General features: G+C 38.8%; 18 protein-coding genes and 1 riboswitch. Of the genes, 4 read left to right on the top strand and 14 right to left on the bottom strand.

From position 1 onward, the window contains the following. Nucleotides 1–2: 2 nt before the first annotated feature. The 4 genes from comGC to ADH02_RS02390 form a co-directional block, all read right to left on the bottom strand. Nucleotides 3–299 carry a competence type IV pilus major pilin ComGC gene (gene comGC, locus ADH02_RS02405; protein WP_065427004.1) on the bottom strand — a complete coding sequence of 99 codons (297 nt, stop codon included), beginning with the start codon at nucleotides 297–299 and terminating at the stop codon, nucleotides 3–5. A 1-nt stretch (nucleotide 300) separates the two neighbouring features. Then, complete coding sequence (gene comGB, locus ADH02_RS02400) at nucleotides 301–1,371, bottom strand: competence type IV pilus assembly protein ComGB (RefSeq protein WP_048782299.1); 1,071 nt, start codon at nucleotides 1,369–1,371, stop codon at nucleotides 301–303. Further along, nucleotides 1,319–2,389 (bottom strand): competence type IV pilus ATPase ComGA, encoded by a 1,071-nt coding sequence (gene comGA, locus ADH02_RS02395; RefSeq protein ID WP_048782298.1) that lies wholly within the window; start codon nucleotides 2,387–2,389, stop codon nucleotides 1,319–1,321. Before comGA ends, comGB begins: the two co-directional genes overlap by 53 nt. A gap of 112 nt (nucleotides 2,390–2,501) precedes the next feature. Next, nucleotides 2,502–2,984, bottom strand: a complete 483-nt coding sequence (locus ADH02_RS02390; protein ID WP_048712647.1) for a VanZ family protein — start codon at nucleotides 2,982–2,984, stop codon at nucleotides 2,502–2,504. 174 nt (nucleotides 2,985–3,158) lie between these two features. On the opposite strand from ADH02_RS02390, the gene ADH02_RS02385 reads away from it, so the two are divergent. After that, nucleotides 3,159–4,619 (top strand): hypothetical protein, encoded by a 1,461-nt coding sequence (locus ADH02_RS02385; protein WP_048782295.1) that lies wholly within the window; start codon nucleotides 3,159–3,161, stop codon nucleotides 4,617–4,619. Nucleotides 4,620–4,742: 123 nt separating this feature from the next. Here ADH02_RS02385 and ADH02_RS02380 read toward each other — a convergent pair whose 3' ends face one another. From ADH02_RS02380 to mgtA, 3 genes are all read right to left on the bottom strand, one after another. Then, on the bottom strand, nucleotides 4,743–5,291 hold the full coding sequence (locus ADH02_RS02380; protein WP_239681718.1) for a GNAT family N-acetyltransferase: 549 nt from the start codon (nucleotides 5,289–5,291) through the stop codon (nucleotides 4,743–4,745). Nucleotides 5,292–5,295: 4 nt separating this feature from the next. Next, on the bottom strand, nucleotides 5,296–5,724 hold the full coding sequence (locus tag ADH02_RS02375; RefSeq protein ID WP_048782292.1) for an OsmC family protein: 429 nt from the start codon (nucleotides 5,722–5,724) through the stop codon (nucleotides 5,296–5,298). A gap of 92 nt (nucleotides 5,725–5,816) precedes the next feature. Then, nucleotides 5,817–8,519, bottom strand: a complete 2,703-nt coding sequence (gene mgtA / locus ADH02_RS02370) for a magnesium-translocating P-type ATPase (RefSeq protein ID WP_082161653.1) — start codon at nucleotides 8,517–8,519, stop codon at nucleotides 5,817–5,819. A 142-nt stretch (nucleotides 8,520–8,661) separates the two neighbouring features. Beyond that, nucleotides 8,662–8,818, bottom strand: a riboswitch (M-box (ykoK) riboswitch). 103 nt (nucleotides 8,819–8,921) lie between these two features. On the opposite strand from mgtA, the gene ADH02_RS02365 reads away from it, so the two are divergent. Next, the gene (locus tag ADH02_RS02365; protein ID WP_048782289.1) at nucleotides 8,922–9,557 is read left to right on the top strand and encodes a DUF6287 domain-containing protein; all 636 of its coding nucleotides are present in this window, start codon (nucleotides 8,922–8,924) and stop codon (nucleotides 9,555–9,557) included. A gap of 84 nt (nucleotides 9,558–9,641) precedes the next feature. Here ADH02_RS02365 and ADH02_RS02360 read toward each other — a convergent pair whose 3' ends face one another. The 5 genes from ADH02_RS02360 to ADH02_RS02340 form a co-directional block, all read right to left on the bottom strand. Next, nucleotides 9,642–11,855, bottom strand: coding sequence for a glycoside hydrolase family 31 protein (locus tag ADH02_RS02360; protein WP_048782286.1), 2,214 nt, complete (start codon nucleotides 11,853–11,855; stop codon nucleotides 9,642–9,644). Continuing rightward, nucleotides 11,842–12,495 (bottom strand): DUF624 domain-containing protein, encoded by a 654-nt coding sequence (locus ADH02_RS02355; protein ID WP_048782284.1) that lies wholly within the window; start codon nucleotides 12,493–12,495, stop codon nucleotides 11,842–11,844. The genes ADH02_RS02360 and ADH02_RS02355 overlap by 14 nt, the downstream gene beginning before the upstream one ends. A gap of 113 nt (nucleotides 12,496–12,608) precedes the next feature. Then, nucleotides 12,609–14,171 (bottom strand): extracellular solute-binding protein, encoded by a 1,563-nt coding sequence (locus tag ADH02_RS02350; protein WP_048782283.1) that lies wholly within the window; start codon nucleotides 14,169–14,171, stop codon nucleotides 12,609–12,611. A gap of 10 nt (nucleotides 14,172–14,181) precedes the next feature. Beyond that, complete coding sequence (locus ADH02_RS02345; RefSeq protein WP_048782281.1) at nucleotides 14,182–15,078, bottom strand: carbohydrate ABC transporter permease; 897 nt, start codon at nucleotides 15,076–15,078, stop codon at nucleotides 14,182–14,184. 18 nt (nucleotides 15,079–15,096) lie between these two features. Further along, nucleotides 15,097–16,014: an ABC transporter permease gene (locus ADH02_RS02340; protein WP_048782279.1), complete on the bottom strand. Its 918-nt coding sequence runs from the start codon at nucleotides 16,012–16,014 to the stop codon at nucleotides 15,097–15,099. 197 nt (nucleotides 16,015–16,211) lie between these two features. Between ADH02_RS02340 and ADH02_RS02335 the strand changes: the two genes are divergently transcribed. Together ADH02_RS02335 and ADH02_RS02330 are read left to right on the top strand one after the other, a co-directional pair. After that, nucleotides 16,212–17,882: a sensor histidine kinase gene (locus tag ADH02_RS02335; RefSeq protein WP_048782277.1), complete on the top strand. Its 1,671-nt coding sequence runs from the start codon at nucleotides 16,212–16,214 to the stop codon at nucleotides 17,880–17,882. Then, nucleotides 17,863–19,401 (top strand): response regulator transcription factor, encoded by a 1,539-nt coding sequence (locus ADH02_RS02330; protein ID WP_048782276.1) that lies wholly within the window; start codon nucleotides 17,863–17,865, stop codon nucleotides 19,399–19,401. The genes ADH02_RS02335 and ADH02_RS02330 overlap by 20 nt, the downstream gene beginning before the upstream one ends. A 41-nt stretch (nucleotides 19,402–19,442) precedes the next feature. On the opposite strand, the gene ADH02_RS02325 is transcribed toward ADH02_RS02330, so the two are convergent. Next, nucleotides 19,443–19,823, bottom strand: a complete 381-nt coding sequence (locus tag ADH02_RS02325; RefSeq protein WP_048782273.1) for a rhodanese-like domain-containing protein — start codon at nucleotides 19,821–19,823, stop codon at nucleotides 19,443–19,445. Nucleotides 19,824–19,883: 60 nt separating this feature from the next. Beyond that, on the bottom strand, nucleotides 19,884–20,852 hold the full coding sequence (locus ADH02_RS02320; protein WP_048782271.1) for an ROK family glucokinase: 969 nt from the start codon (nucleotides 20,850–20,852) through the stop codon (nucleotides 19,884–19,886). Between the last annotated feature and the right edge of the window lie 12 nt (nucleotides 20,853–20,864).

Raw genomic sequence — 20,864 nt, 5'->3', positions numbered from 1 at the left:
AATTATTGTTGTTCAGTCTTATTCTTACGATTTTCAAATGCTTTCTTTTGCTCTGGGGTTATATAATGACTATCCATTAATTTTTGTGGATCCGGAACGTCATTAGTTTTTTTATCCAACATATAAGCTTGTTGCTGTGTTTCAATTACTTTCACAATCGCTTCATCTGATTGTTTCTGTGCAGTTTCTCTCTGATTAGCAATATTCGGGATAATCAGTAGCATCATCAAGCCAATAATAAAGAGGCACACGAGTAATTCGATTAACGTGAAGCCTTTTTTCTTTGTTTTCATTTTCATTTTAATTTCCTCCAATCATCGTTAGTGTCGGTAGTAATAAGATCAGATACATGGAAACGATGAGGAATCCAATCCCCATAAGTAGTAACGGTTGAATCCACTTGATTTTCTTTTCGATGCCTTGGGTAAATTCGTCGAGCATTTGGTCGGCGTATACTTGTAGTTGCACGTCTAATTGCCTTGTCTTTTCTCCTTCTAATACCAGCCAGATAAACTCCTGCCGGAATAGCTTCATCTTCTCAAGCGCCGTAGAAAAAGATTCTCCTTGAATCAGCTGTTCTTCTAGTTTCTGCGCAATCATCTTCGACAATGCGCTTGTTCCTTCTTTTTTGAGTTCGGACACCATCGACAATAGCGACTGCCCATTTCCGAGAAAATACGAGAACTCTCGTGCATACAAAAACGTCACGTATTGCTGCGCACTCTTTCCAATGACCGGCAGTGAAATCAACATGCGAAACTGATCATAGGTGTTCTTTCTTTTCCAGTACAAGCGGACCGCAAGAATAATAGTGAGGAGGACTATTACAAATCCCAGCGCCAGCTGTGGTAAGTTTTGAAACCCAAGCCATATCCAATAAAGGAAGCCAGACTGCTTGAGTTGTTCTTCTTGCACCATGCTGGACAATTGGTCGAGTAACAGCATTCGGATACAGAGCACCATCCCAATCACAAACGTAAAAAGAAACGCAGGATACATCATCATCTGCTGCATTTTCTTTTGTTGTTTTTGCTTCCGGGTTAGAAACTCCCCAATCGACGCACAAGCCTTCTCAAAGCTACCAAACTGCATGGATAAATAAATTTGTGAGGTGTTTGTTTCTGAGTACCCGACCCGTTTCAAGCACTCATCAAACCGCCGCCCTTCTCCAAGCGTATCCCGCATTTGTTCGAGGTCTTTCTTCTCTCCTTCGAATAAATATTCTAGAAATTTGAGCGCCTCATCCAAGCTGAACCCTTCCTCAAGTAAATGAGCAAGCTGAATGAGGAAACGACTTTGAACCGGCCCCTTCCATTTCTTAGATAATTTGATAGGTTTCGTAAGTTTTGTCCGTAATATATCCCAATGCATAAGCCTTCCTCAATACCTTATTAAAAGAATGTACTCTTTCTTCGTCAGTCCCGAATTGATTCGTTTTAAAGAAATGCGCTAACTTTTCATGAGTTTCGATTTCAAAAATCGTCCCCCGCTTTTCTCCGTTTGTTAAATGATTACAATGCAATTGGCATTCCTTACCGCATAGCGCACAATATCGAGGGAGAAGTCGTTGTGAACAAATCGCGATAATGGTTTGCTCGAGCATCGTCTTACTGACGCCCAGTTCCAAGAGCCTTGCTACCACTCCATTACAGTCCTTAGCATGAACGGTCGCTAGAATTAAGTGCCCCGTTAAGGCTGCACGAATCGCCATCTTTGCCGTCATTTCGTCTCGGATTTCGCCGATTAGTAAAATATCAGGATGATGACGTAGACAACTCTTTATGAGTAATTCATACGTAATTCCCGCCTTCTCGTTAATCTCCGTCTGTAAAAACATCGGCTCATGATACTCCACGGGGTCTTCCATCGTAATCACTTGAAGGGTCTTTTCTTGCATACGGCCTCTAAGCAAAGCATACATCGTACTCGTCTTCCCAGAACTGACCGGTCCGGAAAATAAAATCAATCCGCTCTTATAGCGTAGGAATTGTTGCAAGAGCGCCCAGTCCTTTGGAAAATAAGTCATCGAACGAATCGACGCCTTTTCCTTTTTAGACCGATGCAAAAGCCTAATAACCATGGATTCCTTCTGCTTAAAATTCGTTATCACTGATAATCTCAGTTCAATCATCTGGTCCTTTGAAATCTCAAAGGTTAAGGAACCACTCTGCGGTCTTCGTCTTTCTCCAACATCCATTCCCGCTTGATACTTTAAGTACGAAATAAATTGCAAGGCCACTTCGTCTGAAATCTTTCTCAACTCTTTTAACCCATTGACATCTCTTAAATAAAATACATACTCCTCTCCAACCGGTAATAAATGAATATCATCTAATTGGTATTTAATGGCTTGCGTGAACACTTCCGTTGCTAATTCATTCATTTCCATCGTTCTTCCCCCACTCTTTGACTAGTCATAAAGAACTACGATAAAAAATAAAAAGGAGTCTTTTGGACAACAAAAAAACGCTGAAGAAAATCTCTTCAACGTTTTAAGGTTATTATCTTATTTTTTTCAAGGTTCCTAGTCCTACACCGACTGCGGCACCAACGGCATCCACAAAGACATCTTGGATTAGTGGTGTGCGTCCTGGAGTGACTCCTTGGTGGAATTCATCGGTCATCGCATATAGCACTGCGATAAAGAACGCCAAGAACTGCGGCCATCCTTTTTTACGAACGTGAACACTTAACCCTCTCGTCCATTGATAGCCGATAAAGAAGTAAGCTAAGAAATGAGCGGCTTTACGAATGAAAAATTCGATGAACTGCGCATATCCTAGAGAAGGAATACTGATGGTTTGTCCTGCATATTCAAATTTAATTTTAGATAAAATTTCTGAAAAAGGTTGCATTGGAAGTCCTTTTTGAATCGTCGACACCAGTGACTGATCCTTGTAAGACATACTTGAGCTAATAAAGATTAGTACCATGACTGCAATCGCCAGTGTAATCGCAATGGTTGCTTTTGTTTTTCTAGACACGAAACCTCTCCTTCCTCGTTAACTTTCTTTATTATGGTCAACTCTACAAGTTTAGTCAAGCGTCTTTCCTATTTCTTAAATTCCATAAAAAATAGATAAAAATGTATATTGACGCATCTTTATGAAAGCGTTACAATTAATGTAACAAATACATTATTGGGAGAGTGTATTATAATGGAACGCTATACTCAAGATTTAAGCTTATTGGTCAAACAGATTCAGCTGCTTGAGGAACAACAGCAGCAACAGAATTACTACAACAATCTCTTCAGCCAGAATCCAAATCCGTACAACAAGTCTTTTGAAGAGATTATCGAATACTTGCTCGGCACTTCCGAGTCCACTTTCTTAATCCACCACTTTGAAGATTTCCCGCAAGCCCTGTCCTATGACCAGCAGAAAGAATTCCAGAAGCTGCGTCGCTATTATTTGCGTCATCAAAACGCCCTACGCTGTTTCAACAAACCGTTTTCCGAAGAATGCCACGCGCTGACCTCGCTGTGGATTAAAGGCATGCGCGGCGACAGCATCATCGATCTCATTCCTCATCTCGATAGCTTGAGAGATTATTTCCACTTACATTACCAGAAACTCCTCAACCAACCTACCGTCTCCTACAAAGACGTTTTAGCCTTCTCGTTTGGCCCACAAATTACTGAGTTCTATTACACGCTCATCAAGGAGAGCAAAGATTCTTTCTTGCGCCTTTATAATGATTACCTAGAGTCATTCCCGCAAACGTATATTCCTGTGCACTATTTACATTTATCAAAAGAAGAGACGCTGCTCGTTTTAGAGGAGCTGATTACTCTTGCGTCTTCCGTTTTGCCAAAACAAGACTTCTACATTAACTTTGGCCCAAATCCATTTCCTAGTCATTTCCATAATGAACAGACAACTTACTTAAACTTGGGTGTATTCACTGATTTTATGACTGCGCTGCATCAATGCTTAAAGCAACTCGGCAAAGTCTTTCTTCAGGAATACACCCATTCTTTTGTGATTATGCAAAAATCCGATTTCGAACAGCTTCACTTGCACCATTCTATTTTAGAATTTTGTACACTTCTACCGATTTTATCCCAAACGATTTCCAAAACCATTATTAAAACCATTTATCCGGATAAACTAACTGACGAGAAGTTTGTAAATCAAATTCAAGAAGAGTTGCTATATCACTATTTTAGAACGAATAAGTTAAACAACAGCATCGAGAGTCCACAGCCTTTGCAAGAAATTCTCAAATGCTACATCGAAATGGAAATCGAGGAAGACTGGTTCAATGGTGCCTTCCCATCCATTGAACTCTCGCACGAGTGGAATGTCCGCTCTAATGAGTGCTTGCATAAAGTTCCTTCGACGCATATGGATGGGCTACTTCGTCATATTCACTGGACTAAAGGCGAACTCGGAAATGCCTTTGGTAAATTACTAGGCCTCTTCTCCATCTTCTGCAGCGGTCTGCCAAAAGAACCATATGATCATCCATTCTCCGAATTTCTCGAGCACTTCTCATCAGATCAACTGCGCAGATGGCATCCAACCTATCAATTAATCGAGCACTTGCGGATGAATCCTGAATCGACGAAATGTTGCTGGGTGTTCTTTAAGCAAAAGCTGAATGAATTCAAATAAGTCAAAATTATCATATATGATAATTATCTTTTATGAGCATTACCAAATATGGTAATTACCATATTTGGTAATGCCAACCTAAAAAAGATCCCATCAACAAATTTTGCTGATGGGGTCTTCACTTTATAATTCTGTAAATTGATCTGGCCGTTTTGTTGGAATCGTTGTAGCTCCGTGTTTTTGAAGCCATACAATATCGTACCAACGATTGAATTTGCAGCCACATTTTTTGAAGTGTCCGCATTCTTCAAAGCCTAAATATATATGATAGTTTACACTATTCATCGTTAAGTACTCATCTTCGACTTCAGGAACGGCTACACAAGCATAAATGTTTTGATAGCCTAACTCTAGTAATTTTTCTTCTAAAGCGGCATATAACAGTTTACCATAGCCTTTTCTTTGATGATTTAAGCTAATATAAATACTAACTTCGGTCGACCAATCAAAGGCGGCACGTGCTGAGAATCGTCCAGCATACGCATATCCGACGACTTCTCCGTCCTCTTCTAACACCAGATACGGAAAGTTCTCTAATGTTTTCTGGATACGTCCTTCAAACTCTTCCACGCTAGGGACCACTTCTTCAAAGGTGATAGCTGTCGTTTCTACATAGGGGGCATAAATGGCTTGAATAGATGTTGCATCTTCTACTGTTGCTACTCTTAACAATACATTACTCATTGGCTGTTGAAAGTTCCACGGGAGGAACTGTAACTCCTTTTAATAATTTATGAACGGGGCATTGACGCTCTGCTGCCTCTAGAATTTCGCGGGCTAATGCTTCGTCTCTACCTGGCATCGCAACAAAAACGGATGGATGGAATAGATAGCCTTCTCCCTCTGAATCCAATGTCAAATCAATCTTCACTTCTACCTTGCTCTTATGCTCTAATTTCATGCGTTTTTCTACAAATTCAATCGAAGCATTTAAGCAAGTGGCATAGGCTAAGGCAAATAATTGTTCTGGGTTCGTCCCAGCTTCTGCACTTCTTGGCGAAGAAATCTGTGTGCTAAAGTCTTTGTCTCCATTTCCTTTAGTGTACGCTACACCTGTTAGTCCGTCTTCGTTAACGGCCGTTGTTGTATATAAAATTTTCTCCATGCTCTCACCTCATGCAAGTTTCTGTTTGTAGAATAGCACATTCCTAAAAACAAAAGCTATCCTAACAAACTGTTAAGATAGCTCTTTTTGCATTATAGCCATTCATTATATTTTTTAATATACGCTTTTTTAACAATCGTTACTAAGAACATGTATCCTGCAATAATAAGAATTAATGCGAGGAAGTATAGTCCGTTTAGCGGTGCTAGTTTTAATGGTCCTGCTAGTGGTGTGTAAGGAAGAACCGTTACAACAAATAAAGCGAATAAAGATGTCACTAGCAATGAGAACGCTGGTTTAGATTGAACGAATGGTAATTTTGGTGAACGTAACATATAAATAACCATCGTTTGTGACCACATAGATTCAATAAACCAACCTGTTTGGAAGACCATCAAAAAGAATGCTGGATTCGTAGACGATGCATAACTGCTTCCAGTAATCATTGGTGCAATTCCAAAGAACATCACTGCAAAGGTAATGATGTCAAAGATGGAACTGGTTGGTCCAAACCAAGCCATGAATCGTGTGATGGAACTTGCTGTCCATGCGCGTGGTTGTTTTAAGAAGTCAGCATCTACATTATCAAATGGCAATGCCACACAGCTTAAATCATAGATTAAGTTCAATACGATTAAGTGCACTGGAGCCATTGGAAGGAATGGTAGGAAAATACTTGCGAATAATACTGAGAAGATATTCCCGAAGTTTGATGAAACGGTCATCTTAATGTATTTTGTCATATTCGCATAGACTTTACGACCTTCAATCAATCCTTTTTCAAGAACGAGTAAGTCCTTATCTAATAAAACGACATCTGCCACTTCTTTGGCAATATCCACGGCACTGTCCACAGAAATTCCAACGTCGGCCACTTTTAGGGATGGCGCATCATTGATACCGTCGCCCATGTAACCAATCTTGTGTCCTTTTGCTTTTAGTAAATGAATAATGCGTGCCTTTTGTTCTGGAGATAGTTTTGCAAAAATGGTTGTTTCTTCAGCAACTGCTGCTAATTCTTCATCGCTCATATCTTCAATTTCTGTACCAAGTAAGACTTTATCTACTGGTAGCCCTACTTTTTCACAGACCGTTAGCGTTACTTTTTCATTGTCCCCTGTAAGAATCTTCGTCGTTACCCCATGCTCTTTCAATGCTTGAATCGCTGGAGCTGCAGAAGGTTTTGGTGGATCAAGGAAGGCTAAATAACCCATTAGAATCATATTGGATTCATCTTCAACCGTGAAGGCGTGGTGAGTATCTTGATATTTCTTTTGGCTCACACCAAGGACGCGAAGCCCTTGTTCATTTAAGCCACTCACTGCTTCTAGGATGGATTCGCGAATTTCATCCGTAATTGGGTGAACCACATCTCCGTCTTTTACATGAGTAGAGATGCTAAGCATTTCTTCGAGTGCTCCTTTTGTTACGAGCACTGCTTCATCGTCTTCTTTCACGATAACGCTCATACGACGACGTTCGAAGTCAAATGGCAACTCATCAATCTTTTGGTAGCGTGTTGCTAAATTTTGTAAATCTTCGTGTTCGTCGGCTTCTTTTTCTGTACGTGTAATGATAGCACGGTCTAATAAGTTTCTAAGTCCTGTTTGGAAGTAGCTGTTTAAATACGCAATTTTCAATAAGCCCATATCTAGATTTGCATGAATATCTAATGGGTATTCAAGAATAATTTCATCTTGCGTGAGCGTACCTGTTTTATCAGTACATAAAATGTCGATAGCCCCTAAATCTTGAATGGCATTTAGTTTTTTTATAATGACTTTTTCTTTGGCCATGATAACCGCCCCTTTTGCAAGGCTGGCAGTAATAATCATTGGCAACATTTCTGGAGTTAATCCCACGGCAACACTTAAGGCAAATACCCCTGCTTCTAACCAGTCTCCGTCTGTTAATCCATTAATCAAGAATACCACTGGAACTAAGACAAGCATTAAACGAATCAAGAGCCATGAGATTTTATTCATTTCTTTCTCGAAACTCGTTTGTTCTTCGAAAGTATTGAGTGTTTTTTCGATACGACCAATCATCGTATCATTCCCTGTGACTAAAATAACCGCTAAGGCACTACCGCTGACAACGTTTGAACCCATAAAGACGAAACGTTCGCTCTCGAGTGCTTGTTTTTTCTTTTCTTCTTCATCTGGAACCCAGATTGATTTTTTTTCAACAGATTCACTTTCACCAGTCAAGCTGGATTGTTGAATAAAGAAGTCACGTGTTTCTAATAATAATGCGTCTGCTGGTAACATGTCCCCAGCGCTTAATTTAATAATATCTCCAACTACTAAATCTTCAATCGGAACTTCCATCTGTTCGCCATCTCGAATAACCGTTGCTGTATTGACGATTAGACTAGATAAGTTACTAGCCGCCTTGTCACTCTTCATTTCCTGAACAAATCGAATCGTTCCTGATACAGCTACGAGCACCACGATAATGATAGAAGTAGTAGGGTCGGCTTCACCAGGTTTTGCAAGAATCACATTCGTGAATAATGAGATTACCGCAATCACTAATAGAATTACCGTAAATGGATTGATAATAGACTCATAAATCTTTTTCCAAATTGGATCTTCTTTAGCCTTTGTAATTTTATTTTCTCCATATGTTTCGCGGAGTGTTTCTACTTGTTCTTCAGTGAGTCCTTTTACAGATGTGCCTAACGCTTCTAGAACATCTGCCATTGGATTCATCAACGCTAAATCGAATCTTTCTTTTGCTGTTTTCATAGTCTTCACCTCGTTTTTAATATAGGCGAAGCTCCGGGTGATCATCACACTCTTCCCTTCGCTCATTGATTTGTTTCGTTTGACTCTCCGGTCCTGGCATATGATCACCCTCTTTCTAAAAGTTTTTGGCAAATGAAAAAGCACCTTGTCATAGCTTAAACGCGACAAGATGCTTACCTAATAAACAATTCTCATTTTTTCGTTCAAGCTTTAACATCATGGAGCGATGAAATGACATTAGTCTCTGCCTTCACGGCAGAGGCTGCTAACCAACGCATAGTGTCTCCACTATTTTGCGGTAGTCATCCGTATCTCCATGGTAGTCTCACCTACCGATTTACATCCTCACCATACTCCTATATTCTCCCTTTGTCAAAGAAATGGCCTTTGTATCTATATTAAAATATGAATTAGTAGTATAATAAACGTGTAAAAGGAGGAATCCCTATGAAAAAATCAATTTCTTTGATTTTAGTCGCATTGGTTTTAGCTGGCTGTTCATTTTTCCAAAAGAAAGAAGACACAACCACTCAAGCACAAACGACGACTCAAAGCACAACAACAACGAAACAAACAACGACAAGTACTACTGAAGCTCCAACGACTATCGTTGCAACAACTGCTGAAACACAGCACGCAACGGCTCCCGTTCCAAAGACTGTATCTACTGAAAAAGTAGCCGTTCCTGCCGAAGCTCCTGCTCCTTCATCGATGGATATCCAAGCCATGAAACAAGGGGACTTCCGTAGCGTAGCCGGAACATGGAGAAACTCTGCTGGATGGGAATTCCACATTGATAAAGATGGAAATATTACTTCTGGTGGAAAAACATTTAAAGTTGGTATTACCGAACAACAATTCCAAGAAGGACTTCTCAACTGGATTATGGTTCCAGAAGGCAATGAAAATGCATTTGTGGGAGGCGCCGTATTCTCATTCATCCCTAAAAATGTAGAGCTCACTTATGGTGTGATGTCTGGTGACAAAGACCAATCGGATATTTCTAAAGACCGTATTTACGGTACGCAAACCGTAACGGACGGAAAAACTATCAAAACATTGATGTACTATAAAGTCGATTAACGGGTAAAGTACTGTATTTAACTACAGTGCTTTATTTGTATAAAAAATAACGGATACCTCCTATTGGAAGTATCCGTTTTTTTGTTACGGTTCACTAATAAATAAAATTTCTAGTAATCGTCCTCTTAATTCCTCATCTTCATGATGTAAGATATTCAAGATTTCGTTCGCATTTTTAGCATTCACTAATCGACGATATAAGAAATCTTTCGTTACATATGGAAGGTTCGCATTCTTAAGTACTTGGAAGAACGCTTCGTTTCTATTAACTGTTTGTTTTTCGCCCACAGTAAACTCCACAGTTGCATTTTTATTTTCCAATTCAACGACAGCTGCTTGGCTTCCTTGAACATGAATGCGGTGGATTCTGTTTTCTGGAAGGATGCCTGTTTCTCCTTCAACCGATAATTGAATCGCTCCTAACTTCCAATCAACAGATAATGTTGTGACACAACGAGCGCCATCTAAGTCTTCCACCATTTCGAATGAATGATGAGTTCCTGGGAATACATACCAGTCAATCACTTCAGGTAAATCCACACCCATCTTCACACCAGAACCATCGAGCGGCACAATCGCCCCTTCCTTCGCAAATACAGGAATCGATTCGATATCACGATAAATATCAAGCATCACATCTCCTGCATACTCTCTTCCAGTGAAGAAGTCGTACCATTTTCCTTCAGGGAACCAGACTTGAACTTTAGCGGTTTGGTAATCCTTATTCATTGGTTCTGTAATCGGAGCGACCATTAACTCGCTACCGAAGAAGTATTGATTTGGCACATGGTAGCTCTCTTCATTTTCTGGATAGAAATAATACATCGGACTTACAAGAGGTGCTCCCTCTTCATGCGTTGCCACATTCATCGTGTAAAGATATGGAAGCAATTGGTGTCTTAGACGTAAATAGTGCTTCATGATTTCTGCAGTATGCTTCGTAAAGAACCATGGCTCCTTACTGTTAAATGGACTTTGTGAACTATGAAGTCGTGTAATTGGACTAAATACGCCATATTGTAACCAGCGAATTTGTAATTCTTCATCATAATAACCACGCATATGTCCACCAATATCATGACTCCACCAGCTATAACCAATGTTAGAAGCTGTTGACGTGAAATATGGTTGGAATTGAAGAGATTCCCAAGTCACAATCGTGTCCCCAGAAAATCCAACTGGATAACGATGGCTGCCAGGTCCTGCATAACGAGACAAGATTAATCCGCCATCTGCTCTCTTGCAATTATCGACAAAGTGATAATGGTTTAATAGCCATAATGGATCCTGTACCCCTTGTGTTCCTTGTTGCCAGTCAATCCACCAGAAATCAACGCCTTGTTCTTCTAATGGATAATGCACATCTTTAAAGTAAGACTCTCTAAAGCGTGGGTCTGCAATATCAAAGATTGCAGGTTCTTCGCTTGCTGCATCTAATCCTAAACGTTTGGCTACTGCCGGGTAGGCATCTTCATATGCTCGAATACCATCTGCTGGATGGACATTCAATGATAGTTTTAATTTCTTATCATGCAGTTTCTTCAATAATTTTTCAGGTTCTGGAATGAGTTCACGGTTCCAAGAGTATCCTGTCCAACCACTACCGAAGCGTTCTGGAATTTTTGTGATATGCCAATCCATATCTATCACACCAACCGCAAGCGGTACTTGCTCATCTTGGAATCGTTCAACGAGACTTAAATACTCGTCTGCAGTATAAGGCCAATAACGGCTCCACCAGTTTCCTAAGGCATAACGTGGTAATAATGGAGTTGCGCCTGTTAGGTGGTAAAAGTCTCTGATGGCTCCTCTATAGTCATGTCCGTAGGCAAAGAAGTAAAGATCCACTTCACTTTCTTTTTTGATAAAGCCTTCTTTTTCGTCACTGATAAATCCATTCGAATCATCTAAAACGGCATAACCACTCTTACTAATAATACCATCTTCGAGTTCTGTTTCCCCATCCACTTGGTCGAGTGTACGCGTCGTCCCTTTTAAAGTTTCAATTGGTTCACCAAAGTACCATCTGCTTCCGTAAATAGCGAATTGACCCTTTAATTCAATAAATAGATTTTGATTATTGAATTCGCCTTTGTTATAGCGTAAACGGAAAAACTTTGTATTAATATCTAATAGCTCTGGTGTTTCTGTTGCTTCTACCTCTACTTCACCAAAGTCTCTGTTTTGGATTAATTGCGTATGTCTATCTTCGAATTGTCCATTTTTTGAATATTCTAAACGAATGAGTTTATCCGTTAGAACGCTGATACGATAAAAATCTCCTTTAAAAATTTTCATCTTGCGTACCTCCATTGCTTAATTTATATGCCTTCTCAAACATTTTACTCGTTACTTTTACATTTAACAATGCCCATAGCGCAAAGCCACCAAAAGTGAATATGTAAATCGACGTCAATAATCGCTCTGGCGTATTTACACTCATATACACCACTGCGCAGTTAAATAGAATTAATAAAATTGCACGTAACGGATCTAAAATACAAACGAAAAAGCTATTGATGACACTGGCTTTTAAACTATTCTCAAATAACCCAACATACGGTAAAAGGATAACAACTCCTAGTATCGCAAGCATTCCAAATGGCGCAAGAAGTAATAATCCATATCCATTCAAAAAGTTTGTATTCGAAAAAATACTGTAGTTCAAAAATAATAAAACCGAAAGTACTACAAGAGCTGCCCAAATGAGAGTGGCTTGCTTAAAGTTGGATTTAAAAATACGAAAATAATGATAGACAACATCGCCATCATCGCCCTTTAAAATCCGATGCAACATCGTATTGAGAGACGTTACAGAAGCCCCCATCGTCACAATAGGAATGCTCGTAATGATAAATAATGTATTTAATAGAATCAAGTTGGTGATGAGCGTTAGTCCTCTAACGAGTGGCCCATCTATTCGAAATAGTTTTTGCAATGATATCACCGTTCCTATATGAGAAAAAGGAAGCGAGAAAGATTTTTCTTCATCTCGCTCCCTCTACTCATTGTATTTTAAACGTTTCAGTTAGGGTATTTGTTAAAATGTGATTATTTAACTTCTTTTTGATAACGGTCATATGCGTCTTGTTGAATCTTGATGAATTCATCCAATCCCATATTTTTAAGGTTTGCTAAGTAAGAATCCCATTCTTCTTCAATTCCGCCATCAACTACCCATTTAGAAGCTTGTTGTTTTACATAAGAATCGATACTTACGTAAATTGAAGCTAATTTGCTTAGTTCTTCTTGAGAATAGATTACATTAGGGTAAGCTGGTAAAGCAAATTGTTTTAATTCTTGGTCCATCTTCAATTTCAAACCGTCACCTTGAGTTTGGTCAATTTCTACGCGGCTGTTGATGTTGTCGCTCACGTATTTAGGTCCGAAGTCACGTAGAGAGTGAATCCAAGCATATTCATCGGCAGATTTACCGTCTTTTGGAGGTAATACTTTATATTTGTCGCCATCTTTTTCTGTAGCAATTCCAAATGAACCATAGAAGTTTTGGATACTTGCATCATCAGTATAGAATTTGTCGAACCATTGTAATAATTTAGCAGGGTTCTTCGCTTTTGTAGTGATTAATAATTCATTACGTCCATAGTTGTAGTGGTCTGGGTCAGAAGCAACATAGCCTTTTCCGTCAGGACCTTTTAATGCTGGTAAAGGAACATATTCGCTAGCATGTAATCCAAATGTAGCATCGGCAGTCCAACCACTTGAAACACCAACTCTAGCTACTGATTTATCCATACGTTTTGCGGCACTCATTGATGAATCTTCAGTGTAAAGTTCAGGGTCAATTAAGCCTTTCTTGTATGCGTCATGCATTGCTGCAATCCCTTGTTTGTAGCTTTCTTCAGTACGAAGATATACAGGTTTGCCATCTTTTACAGACATTTCATAAGTGTTATCTGCACCTAAACGGTTGTTAAATGGAAGGATGTAAGAGAATGTTGGGTCAAAGTTACCTGATCCAAATGGAATTTCATCCGTTGGATCTCCATTTCCGTTTGCATCTTTATCTTTGAATGCTTGAAGTACTTTAACGAATTCCTCATAAGTTTCAGGTACTTTTAATCCTAGATTATCGAGCCATTTTTTATTGATGAATAATTGGTTCCCTACTGTTGGACGCATTGGTAATTTCTTAGGAAGACTGTAAATGTGTCCGTCAGGAGATGTAATCATCGCTTTTAGTTTTGGTTCTTGTTCCATTGCCTTAGTAAGGTTTGGCATGTTTTCTTTAATTAAATCTTCTAGAGGAATAAATAAAGATTGGTTTTGCGCAATTTCAGCATCGTTAAATGCGTTTGACCCTAAGAAAGCATCTGGTAGGTCTCCGCTGGCAACTAATACAGATTTTTTATCTGTCCAGTCTGCAGCTACTAAAGTATCCCAGCTGATTTCAATGCCTGCTTCTTTAGCAGAATCATCGATAAATCCTTTATGATATTCTTCGCCCCAGTCCGACCATCGAACGGTTGTGATTTTGAAGTTCGTTTGATCTGACTTTTCGTCACTTGACTTCGTTGTTGAGTTTGAGCAAGCGGCTAGTCCTGTTAGTGTAGCGGCTGCTAAAAACAAATATTTCATTTTGTTGATTTTCATAATATCTCTCCTATTCTTTTAGTGCGCCAATCATGACACCCTGATTGAAATATTTTTGGACAAATGGATAAAGCAACATAATCGGAGCTGTTGAAATTACAATCGCTGCATATTTCATCATATCAGCTTTAATCCGAAGGTCTGATGCAAGTTCCCCTGTTGCCTGAGATTGAATCATTTGGTTACTAATTAATAACCGTCTTAAGATTAATTGCAATGGTTGCAAGTTTTCTTTTGTTAAGTAAATTAAGGCGTTAAACCATGAGTTCCAAATACCAACCGCTGTCCATAAACCGATTACGGCGATAATGGCTTTTGATAAAGGAACCACAATCTTGAAGAAATAACGAATTGTTCCGCAGCCATCAATTTGGGCTGCTTCCCACATTCCTTCTGGGATACTGTTATTGAAGAATGTTCTTGCAACGATGATGTTGTAAGAAGATACTGCAAATGGAACAACCATTACCCAGAATGTATCGACAAGTCCGACACTCTTCACTGTTAAGTAGATTGGAATCAATCCACCTGATACGAACATCGGAATAATGTAGAGAACGCTGAGCCACTTTTTACCAAGTAGATCGCGTCTAGATAATGCGTACCCAGCAGGGATGTTGATGAGTAGTGCGATTAATGTACCGACTACTGTATATAAAATCGTGTTGAGATAACTTCTTAAGAACAGTGGTTGTTCAATTAATCGTTGATATCCATCTAATTTCCATTCGTGTGGAATGAACCAAACTTTACCATTGGCTACATCAGAAGGATTACTAAAGGACGCAATCACAACAAACCACAATGGGTATACGATTAATAAAATTAACAAGATTGCAAAACCGTAGATCACTACGTCAAAAAACAAATCTGATTTTGATTTTCTTGAAGCTTTAAACCATTTCATGCTATGACCACCCTCCTTTTAAAATAGTCCTGTTTTGGTATATCGTTTAGAAAACCAATTGACAGATAATAGAATGATTAAGTTGACTACAGTATTGAATAATCCGATTGCTGTAGAGTAACTGTATTGGAAGTTAAGCATCCCAACTTTATATACGTAAGTCGAAATCACCTCACTTCCAGCTAGGTTCAATGGATTTTGTAATAGTAATACTTTTTCAAAACCGATACTTAATAAGCTTCCGGCTCTTAAAATCAATAGAATCATTGCTGTAGGTAAAAGTAATGGTAAGTCGATGTTGAGAATCTTTTGCATACGAGAAGCTCCGTCCATCGTAGCCGCTTCGTAATACGTTGGGTCGATGGCTGATAAAGCTGCTAAGTAAATGATGCTGTCCCAACCGATATGTTGCCAAACATCACTCCAAACATAAACGCCTGCAAAACTATCTGGTTTTGATAGTAAGTTTGGCATTGTCCATCCAAGTGATTTAAAAATATTAGCAATCAACCCACTATTTGGTGATAAGAATAAAATGATAATCCCACACATAACCATTGTTGAAATAAAGTGTGGTAAATAAGTCGTTACTTGAAAGACTTTTTTGAATTTCCCTGCTCTTAATTGGTTACATAAGAGCGCTAGTAAGATTGGTAATGGGAATCCAACGAGAATGCTATAGATTGAAATCTTTAATGTGTTCATCATCGTTGTTCCGAATTGAACTGAATTAAAGAATTGGGTGAAATATTTAAACCCTGCCCACGGGCTATTTAAAATTCCGTTTGCCGGTGAGTAATCTTTAAAAGCAATCACAAGTCCTAACATTGGAATATATGCAAACATTATAAGTAAAATAATTGAAGGAAATAGTAGCACATATAAAGGAATGTTGCTTTTTATTTTTCTTTTTTGTAATTGGGTTAAATCTTTCATAATTTCCCTCCTGTTTCAAATTCCTGTCATTATTTTATAAAATAAAACGCTTTCTTTATATCACTTTTTCGATAAGAACTATTCACTATTCAGACAATATTGCCAAATTTATATCACTTTTCCGACATCTTCTTAATTCATATCGTTTTTTGACAACTTTTATGATAGTGTTATACTTGAGAAGCGAGGTAAAAGTTATGAAACTACATAGTATTCTATCTAAAAGACATTCTTTTAAATTTTTCTTTCAAGTCTTATTAGTACTTCTTATCCTCATCACAGTGATCAGTCTCTTTGTCAGCAATGCCACAAGAGATTTTATTAAGAATCAAAATATTCAACAATTGACGAGTTCCATTGAAATTTACGCCAATGGACTGAATGATGAAATGCGTTCCGTTGAACGCTTTTTGTATTCAACGGTCACTCACGATAAGGGTTTGGACGAACTAAATGAGCCACAAAGTTACACGGATTATGAGCAAACCGTCAAAAAAGTACAGACCACTTTTAATGACTATGAATACCAACACGAAACACATATGTCGTTTTTGGTGGCTACTGAAGGCACGCATCATTTTCTGAGTGCTTCAACTCTCTATATTCCCTATCAAGATTACTTATATTTAAAAAACAATATCAATTCGTTCAGAAATAATACGGACGACCGTAAATGGCAAGCGATTCTTATCAACGATACGGAATACTTGATTAAAGTCGTTCATTATAAAGAGAAAACGATTATGGCAGTTATCTCTGCGGAAGACATCCTGATGCCACTTCGGAAACTGAATATCGGAAAGAATGGACATATTTCGCTGAAAGAACCGAAAAACTTATCGTCTTCCACACACTTAATCGAAGCCGATAGCGAACGGACGCAACTGCCATTTGATATTTACGTAGCCGTCGACTATACAGACGTATTCAAGAGTATCGTTCTTTTTGAAGTGTTCATTGCAATTGTTCCTATCTTAATTGCGATTGCTTCTCTTGTATTGATTATTTTCATTCGAAATAGAATGTTAAGCCCAATTACACGACTAACCGAACGACTTTCAAAAATTGACGAGAACACCTCTATTTACGACATCGCTTCTTCTGAAGGGATTTTGGAAATCGATACTGCCAATGATAAATTGAGCCAGGTGCTCTTTGATATGCAAGACTTAAAAATTCGTGAGTATCATGCACAGCTGGAATTAAAAAAGGTCGAACTCAACTACTTAAAGAGTCAAATCCGACCTCACTTCTATTTGAACATGCTTTCCATGATTCACAGTATGCTTCAAACGGAGAACTATAAGGAAATTGAAGAGTTAACGATTTTAACGTCCGACTACTTACGATATCTCTTTATGGTGGACCAAGACTTCTCACCACTGGATAAAGAAATTCAACATATTAAGGACTATTTAGAGATTCAACGCATTCGTTACGGGGAGCATATCGATTTTGCTTTAACATTCGATGAACAGTTGCACGATGCGCTCGTTCCTTCCCTCTTACTTCAAACATTCGTTGAGAATACGATTAAGCATGGTTTCTCTTTCCAAGACGGGATTGCCATTGACCTTTCTCTTCAAAAACGAATGGTAGAAGAAAAGCCTTATATTGAGATTTGCGTCAAAGACAATGGTCCAGGCTTTACTCCAGAGATTCTTGAAAAACTCAAGAACATGGAATCATTAATGTCAGAAGACGGTCATCATATCGGAATTACCAATGCGATTGAACGGCTTAACCTTCTCTATCCAAATGATTATACGATTACTTTTGAAAATAACGACACGGGTGGCGCAAGAATTTATGCGCGTCTCCCCTATAAAGCGTTGAAAGGAGATTCTAATGAATATACTACTCGTTGATGACGATCGTTTTATCATCGAAGCGTTACGTGAAAAAATCCGTTGGGATCGATTAAAAATCGACAACGTATACGCGGCGAACAGCCTCACTCAGGCGCAAGACATCATTAAAGAATATCCTATCCACCTAATGATTAGCGATATTGAAATGCCTCAAGGAAGTGGTCTTGAACTGCTCTCTTGGGTCAGAAACGAAAATTACGACATCAAAACCATCTTTTTAACGAACTATGCGGATTTCAACTACGCGCAAAAAGCGATTGAATTGCAAAGTTTTGAATACTACTTAAAACCGATTAACTTCGAAAAATTGGAGTTCATCATTCAAAAGGCGCTGGACAAGATTACAGAGCAACGTCCAGCCGCACCTCTTGAGACATCTTTCCAAGCAGAGAATAATTTCTGGTTTGAATATTTAAGAAAACCACGTATTCACCGTCTGCAAGAATTGCAAGCAGAAATGCGCAGTCGCAATTTGAGTTTAAAAGATTATCAGTATTTCTTAACAGGTGTGATTACATTGCATATTAATGAAGCAGATTACGCCCCAGAAATTCCATCATGGACTTCACAGTTGAAAAAAGTATTCCAAGCTTTCTCAAATGAAGCTTATCAATTAGCGAGTCTGTTTAAGATGGAAGGACACGTGGACCATTACGTTTGCCTCTTTAGAGTGGACAACTCCATCAATAGTGAGACATTCGTCAGAAAAATCCAAAAAGAGATGCAGGATAAGTTGCATCATAATTCCATCATTACGTTCAACAGTTGCTTCCAATGCCCGAATATTTTACAAGACGTAAAAGAACTCTACGCGGCAACTGGGCAACAAGTGCCTTATTGGAATACGATTATTCCAGTATCTTCTGACGCTGCTGTTTTACAGGAAAAAGAAGTTGCAACGAACTCCATCTCCTTCTCGGATTCATTAGATGAATCTGAACTAGAAAAGAGTCTCTTACACTATATTTCAGGTGGAATGGTGCCAAAATCCATCTTGCAAAAACTCCATCTGGACTGGACGCAACAAATTGGAATTTACTTAGACCAAAATGGGATTTCAGCGCACAAGCTTTTCCAAAATGCGCATCATGATTTCCTCTTCCAAAGAAAATTCCATTCGATTGAGTCTTTCGAAGAATACTTCAATTACTACTGGTCTCATGCAAGAAACTTTGTCACGGATGCTGAAAACCAAAAGAATAGTATTCAACGCATCATCGAATATATCGACCATCACTACAAAGAAGACTTGAGCCGAACGACTTTAGCAGATATGGTGTACCTCAGCGCGGATCACCTTGCTCGTGTCTTTAAGAAAGAAACAGGCGAAACACTCGTTAAATACATTACGGATAAACGTATCCATGCTGCGAAAGAATTGCTATCGGATACGAAGACCCCTATTTCTCAAGTGGCCTCTGAAGTCGGATATGATAATTACTCTTACTTTACGAAAATCTTTAAAGAGAAAACTGGAGTCTCACCAGGGGACTACAGAAAGCATCAAGCCGAATAAATAAAAAAGAGCTAGTTCAACTGAACTAGCTCTTTTTCATATTAGTTTTCTCTTTTTTTCACTTTACCGTTCCATGCTTCGAAGCCATGTTTTAAAATGTAAATATTTGTATATCCATTTTTCTTTAGACGGTAAGCACAACGACCAGCGATTGATACGCCTTCTTCATATAAATAGATTGGTTGGTCTTTACGTAATTCCATGTAACGTTCTTTAAATTGAGAATAAGGAATGTTACGTGCTCCTAAAATATGAGCTGCTTTGAATTCGTCTTTTTCACGCACATCGATTAATTGTCCATGACGTAAATCCTTTCCGAATTCTTCAGCGCTAACCACTTTAGCAGCAGATTGACGCATCCAAACTAATACAAATAAGTAAATTCCGTAGGCCATGAATAGAGCCCAAATAATATACCACATGAGACTAAACTCCTTCAAAAATAATTTTAATAAGACAAGAGATATTGTATCATGTTTCTTCTAATCTTTCAAAAGCACTAAAGAAGCTGCTCCAATGACTCCTGCATCGTTCCCAAGTTCTGCTAAACGTAAATGTGTTGTTTCGCGGACTTGTGGGAATACTAATTGTTCATATTCTTTACGAACGCCTTCTAGCAAGAATTCTCCTGCGGCGCTCACTCCACCACCGATAACGATGAAGGATGGATTTAACATATTCGCAACGTGTGAACATGCAATTCCTAGGTATTTTGAGAAATGACGAATCACGATTAATGCGAGTGGATCGTTTTGTTTTGCTAAATCAAACACGTCTTTTGCACTCACGTCTTGTCCATCGTCGATTCTTGCTTTCAACTCTGAATCGCCTGCATATTCGTCTGCATAACGACGGGCTAAGTTCACAATCCCAGTGGCACTCGCTACTGTTTCAAGACAGCCTTTTTTACCGCAAGTACATGCAAAAGGACGTTCACTGAAATCAACAGCGATGTGTCCAAGCTCCCCGCCGGCACCTGCTACACCGTGAATCAGACGATTTTCAGCGATAATCCCACCGCCAACACCTGTTCCAAGTGTAAAGAAGGTTACATCTGGTTGGTCTCCACCAGCACCCATCCATTTTTCACCAAGTGCTGCAACGTTGGCATCATTATCGATGAAGAACGGAATTCCAAGTGCTCCTTCAATTTTTTCTTTCAAAGGTTGTAATGTTTTCCAGTTTAAGTTGTAGGCACCGATAACTGTACCCTTTTCTCTATCAACAACACCTGGAGAACCCATCCCGATACCAGCAAAGTTTTCATTTGTTAGTCCTAATAAATCTAAACGATGACGAATAGAGTCGATAATGTCGTCCACAATGTGGCTTCCTTCGTCTAAAATGTTGGTAGGAATCGACCATTTTTGTTGAACTTCACCTTCAAGTGAAATAATCGCAAATTTGATGGAAGTCCCACCTAAATCAATACCAATAATTTTCTTTTCCATTGTATTCACTCC

Origin of the sequence: Streptococcus sp. 263_SSPC, from assembly GCF_001071995.1 — a bacterium.
Taxonomy (GTDB): Bacteria; Bacillota; Bacilli; order Lactobacillales; family Aerococcaceae; genus Granulicatella.
The sequence above is the reverse complement of the archived record's forward strand: the minus strand, read 5'-3'. Positions and strand labels throughout refer to the sequence as shown.

Excerpts from the sequence above, each read along its gene's own strand:
- comGC (WP_065427004.1), bottom strand. The coding sequence starts at position 299 with ATGAAAATGAAAACAAAGAAAAAAGGCTTCACGTTAATCGAATTACTC.
- comGB (WP_048782299.1), bottom strand. The coding sequence starts at position 1,371 with ATGCATTGGGATATATTACGGACAAAACTTACGAAACCTATCAAATTA.
- comGA (WP_048782298.1), bottom strand. The coding sequence starts at position 2,389 with ATGGAAATGAATGAATTAGCAACGGAAGTGTTCACGCAAGCCATTAAA.
- ADH02_RS02385 (WP_048782295.1), top strand. The coding sequence starts at position 3,159 with ATGGAACGCTATACTCAAGATTTAAGCTTATTGGTCAAACAGATTCAG.
- ADH02_RS02375 (WP_048782292.1), bottom strand. The coding sequence starts at position 5,724 with ATGGAGAAAATTTTATATACAACAACGGCCGTTAACGAAGACGGACTA.
- mgtA (WP_082161653.1), bottom strand. The coding sequence starts at position 8,519 with ATGATCACCCGGAGCTTCGCCTATATTAAAAACGAGGTGAAGACTATG.
- ADH02_RS02365 (WP_048782289.1), top strand. The coding sequence starts at position 8,922 with ATGAAAAAATCAATTTCTTTGATTTTAGTCGCATTGGTTTTAGCTGGC.
- ADH02_RS02360 (WP_048782286.1), bottom strand. The coding sequence starts at position 11,855 with ATGAAAATTTTTAAAGGAGATTTTTATCGTATCAGCGTTCTAACGGAT.
- ADH02_RS02350 (WP_048782283.1), bottom strand. The coding sequence starts at position 14,171 with ATGAAAATCAACAAAATGAAATATTTGTTTTTAGCAGCCGCTACACTA.
- ADH02_RS02345 (WP_048782281.1), bottom strand. The coding sequence starts at position 15,078 with ATGAAATGGTTTAAAGCTTCAAGAAAATCAAAATCAGATTTGTTTTTT.
- ADH02_RS02340 (WP_048782279.1), bottom strand. The coding sequence starts at position 16,014 with ATGAAAGATTTAACCCAATTACAAAAAAGAAAAATAAAAAGCAACATT.
- ADH02_RS02335 (WP_048782277.1), top strand. The coding sequence starts at position 16,212 with ATGAAACTACATAGTATTCTATCTAAAAGACATTCTTTTAAATTTTTC.
- ADH02_RS02330 (WP_048782276.1), top strand. The coding sequence starts at position 17,863 with ATGAATATACTACTCGTTGATGACGATCGTTTTATCATCGAAGCGTTA.
- ADH02_RS02325 (WP_048782273.1), bottom strand. The coding sequence starts at position 19,823 with ATGTGGTATATTATTTGGGCTCTATTCATGGCCTACGGAATTTACTTA.
- ADH02_RS02320 (WP_048782271.1), bottom strand. The coding sequence starts at position 20,852 with ATGGAAAAGAAAATTATTGGTATTGATTTAGGTGGGACTTCCATCAAA.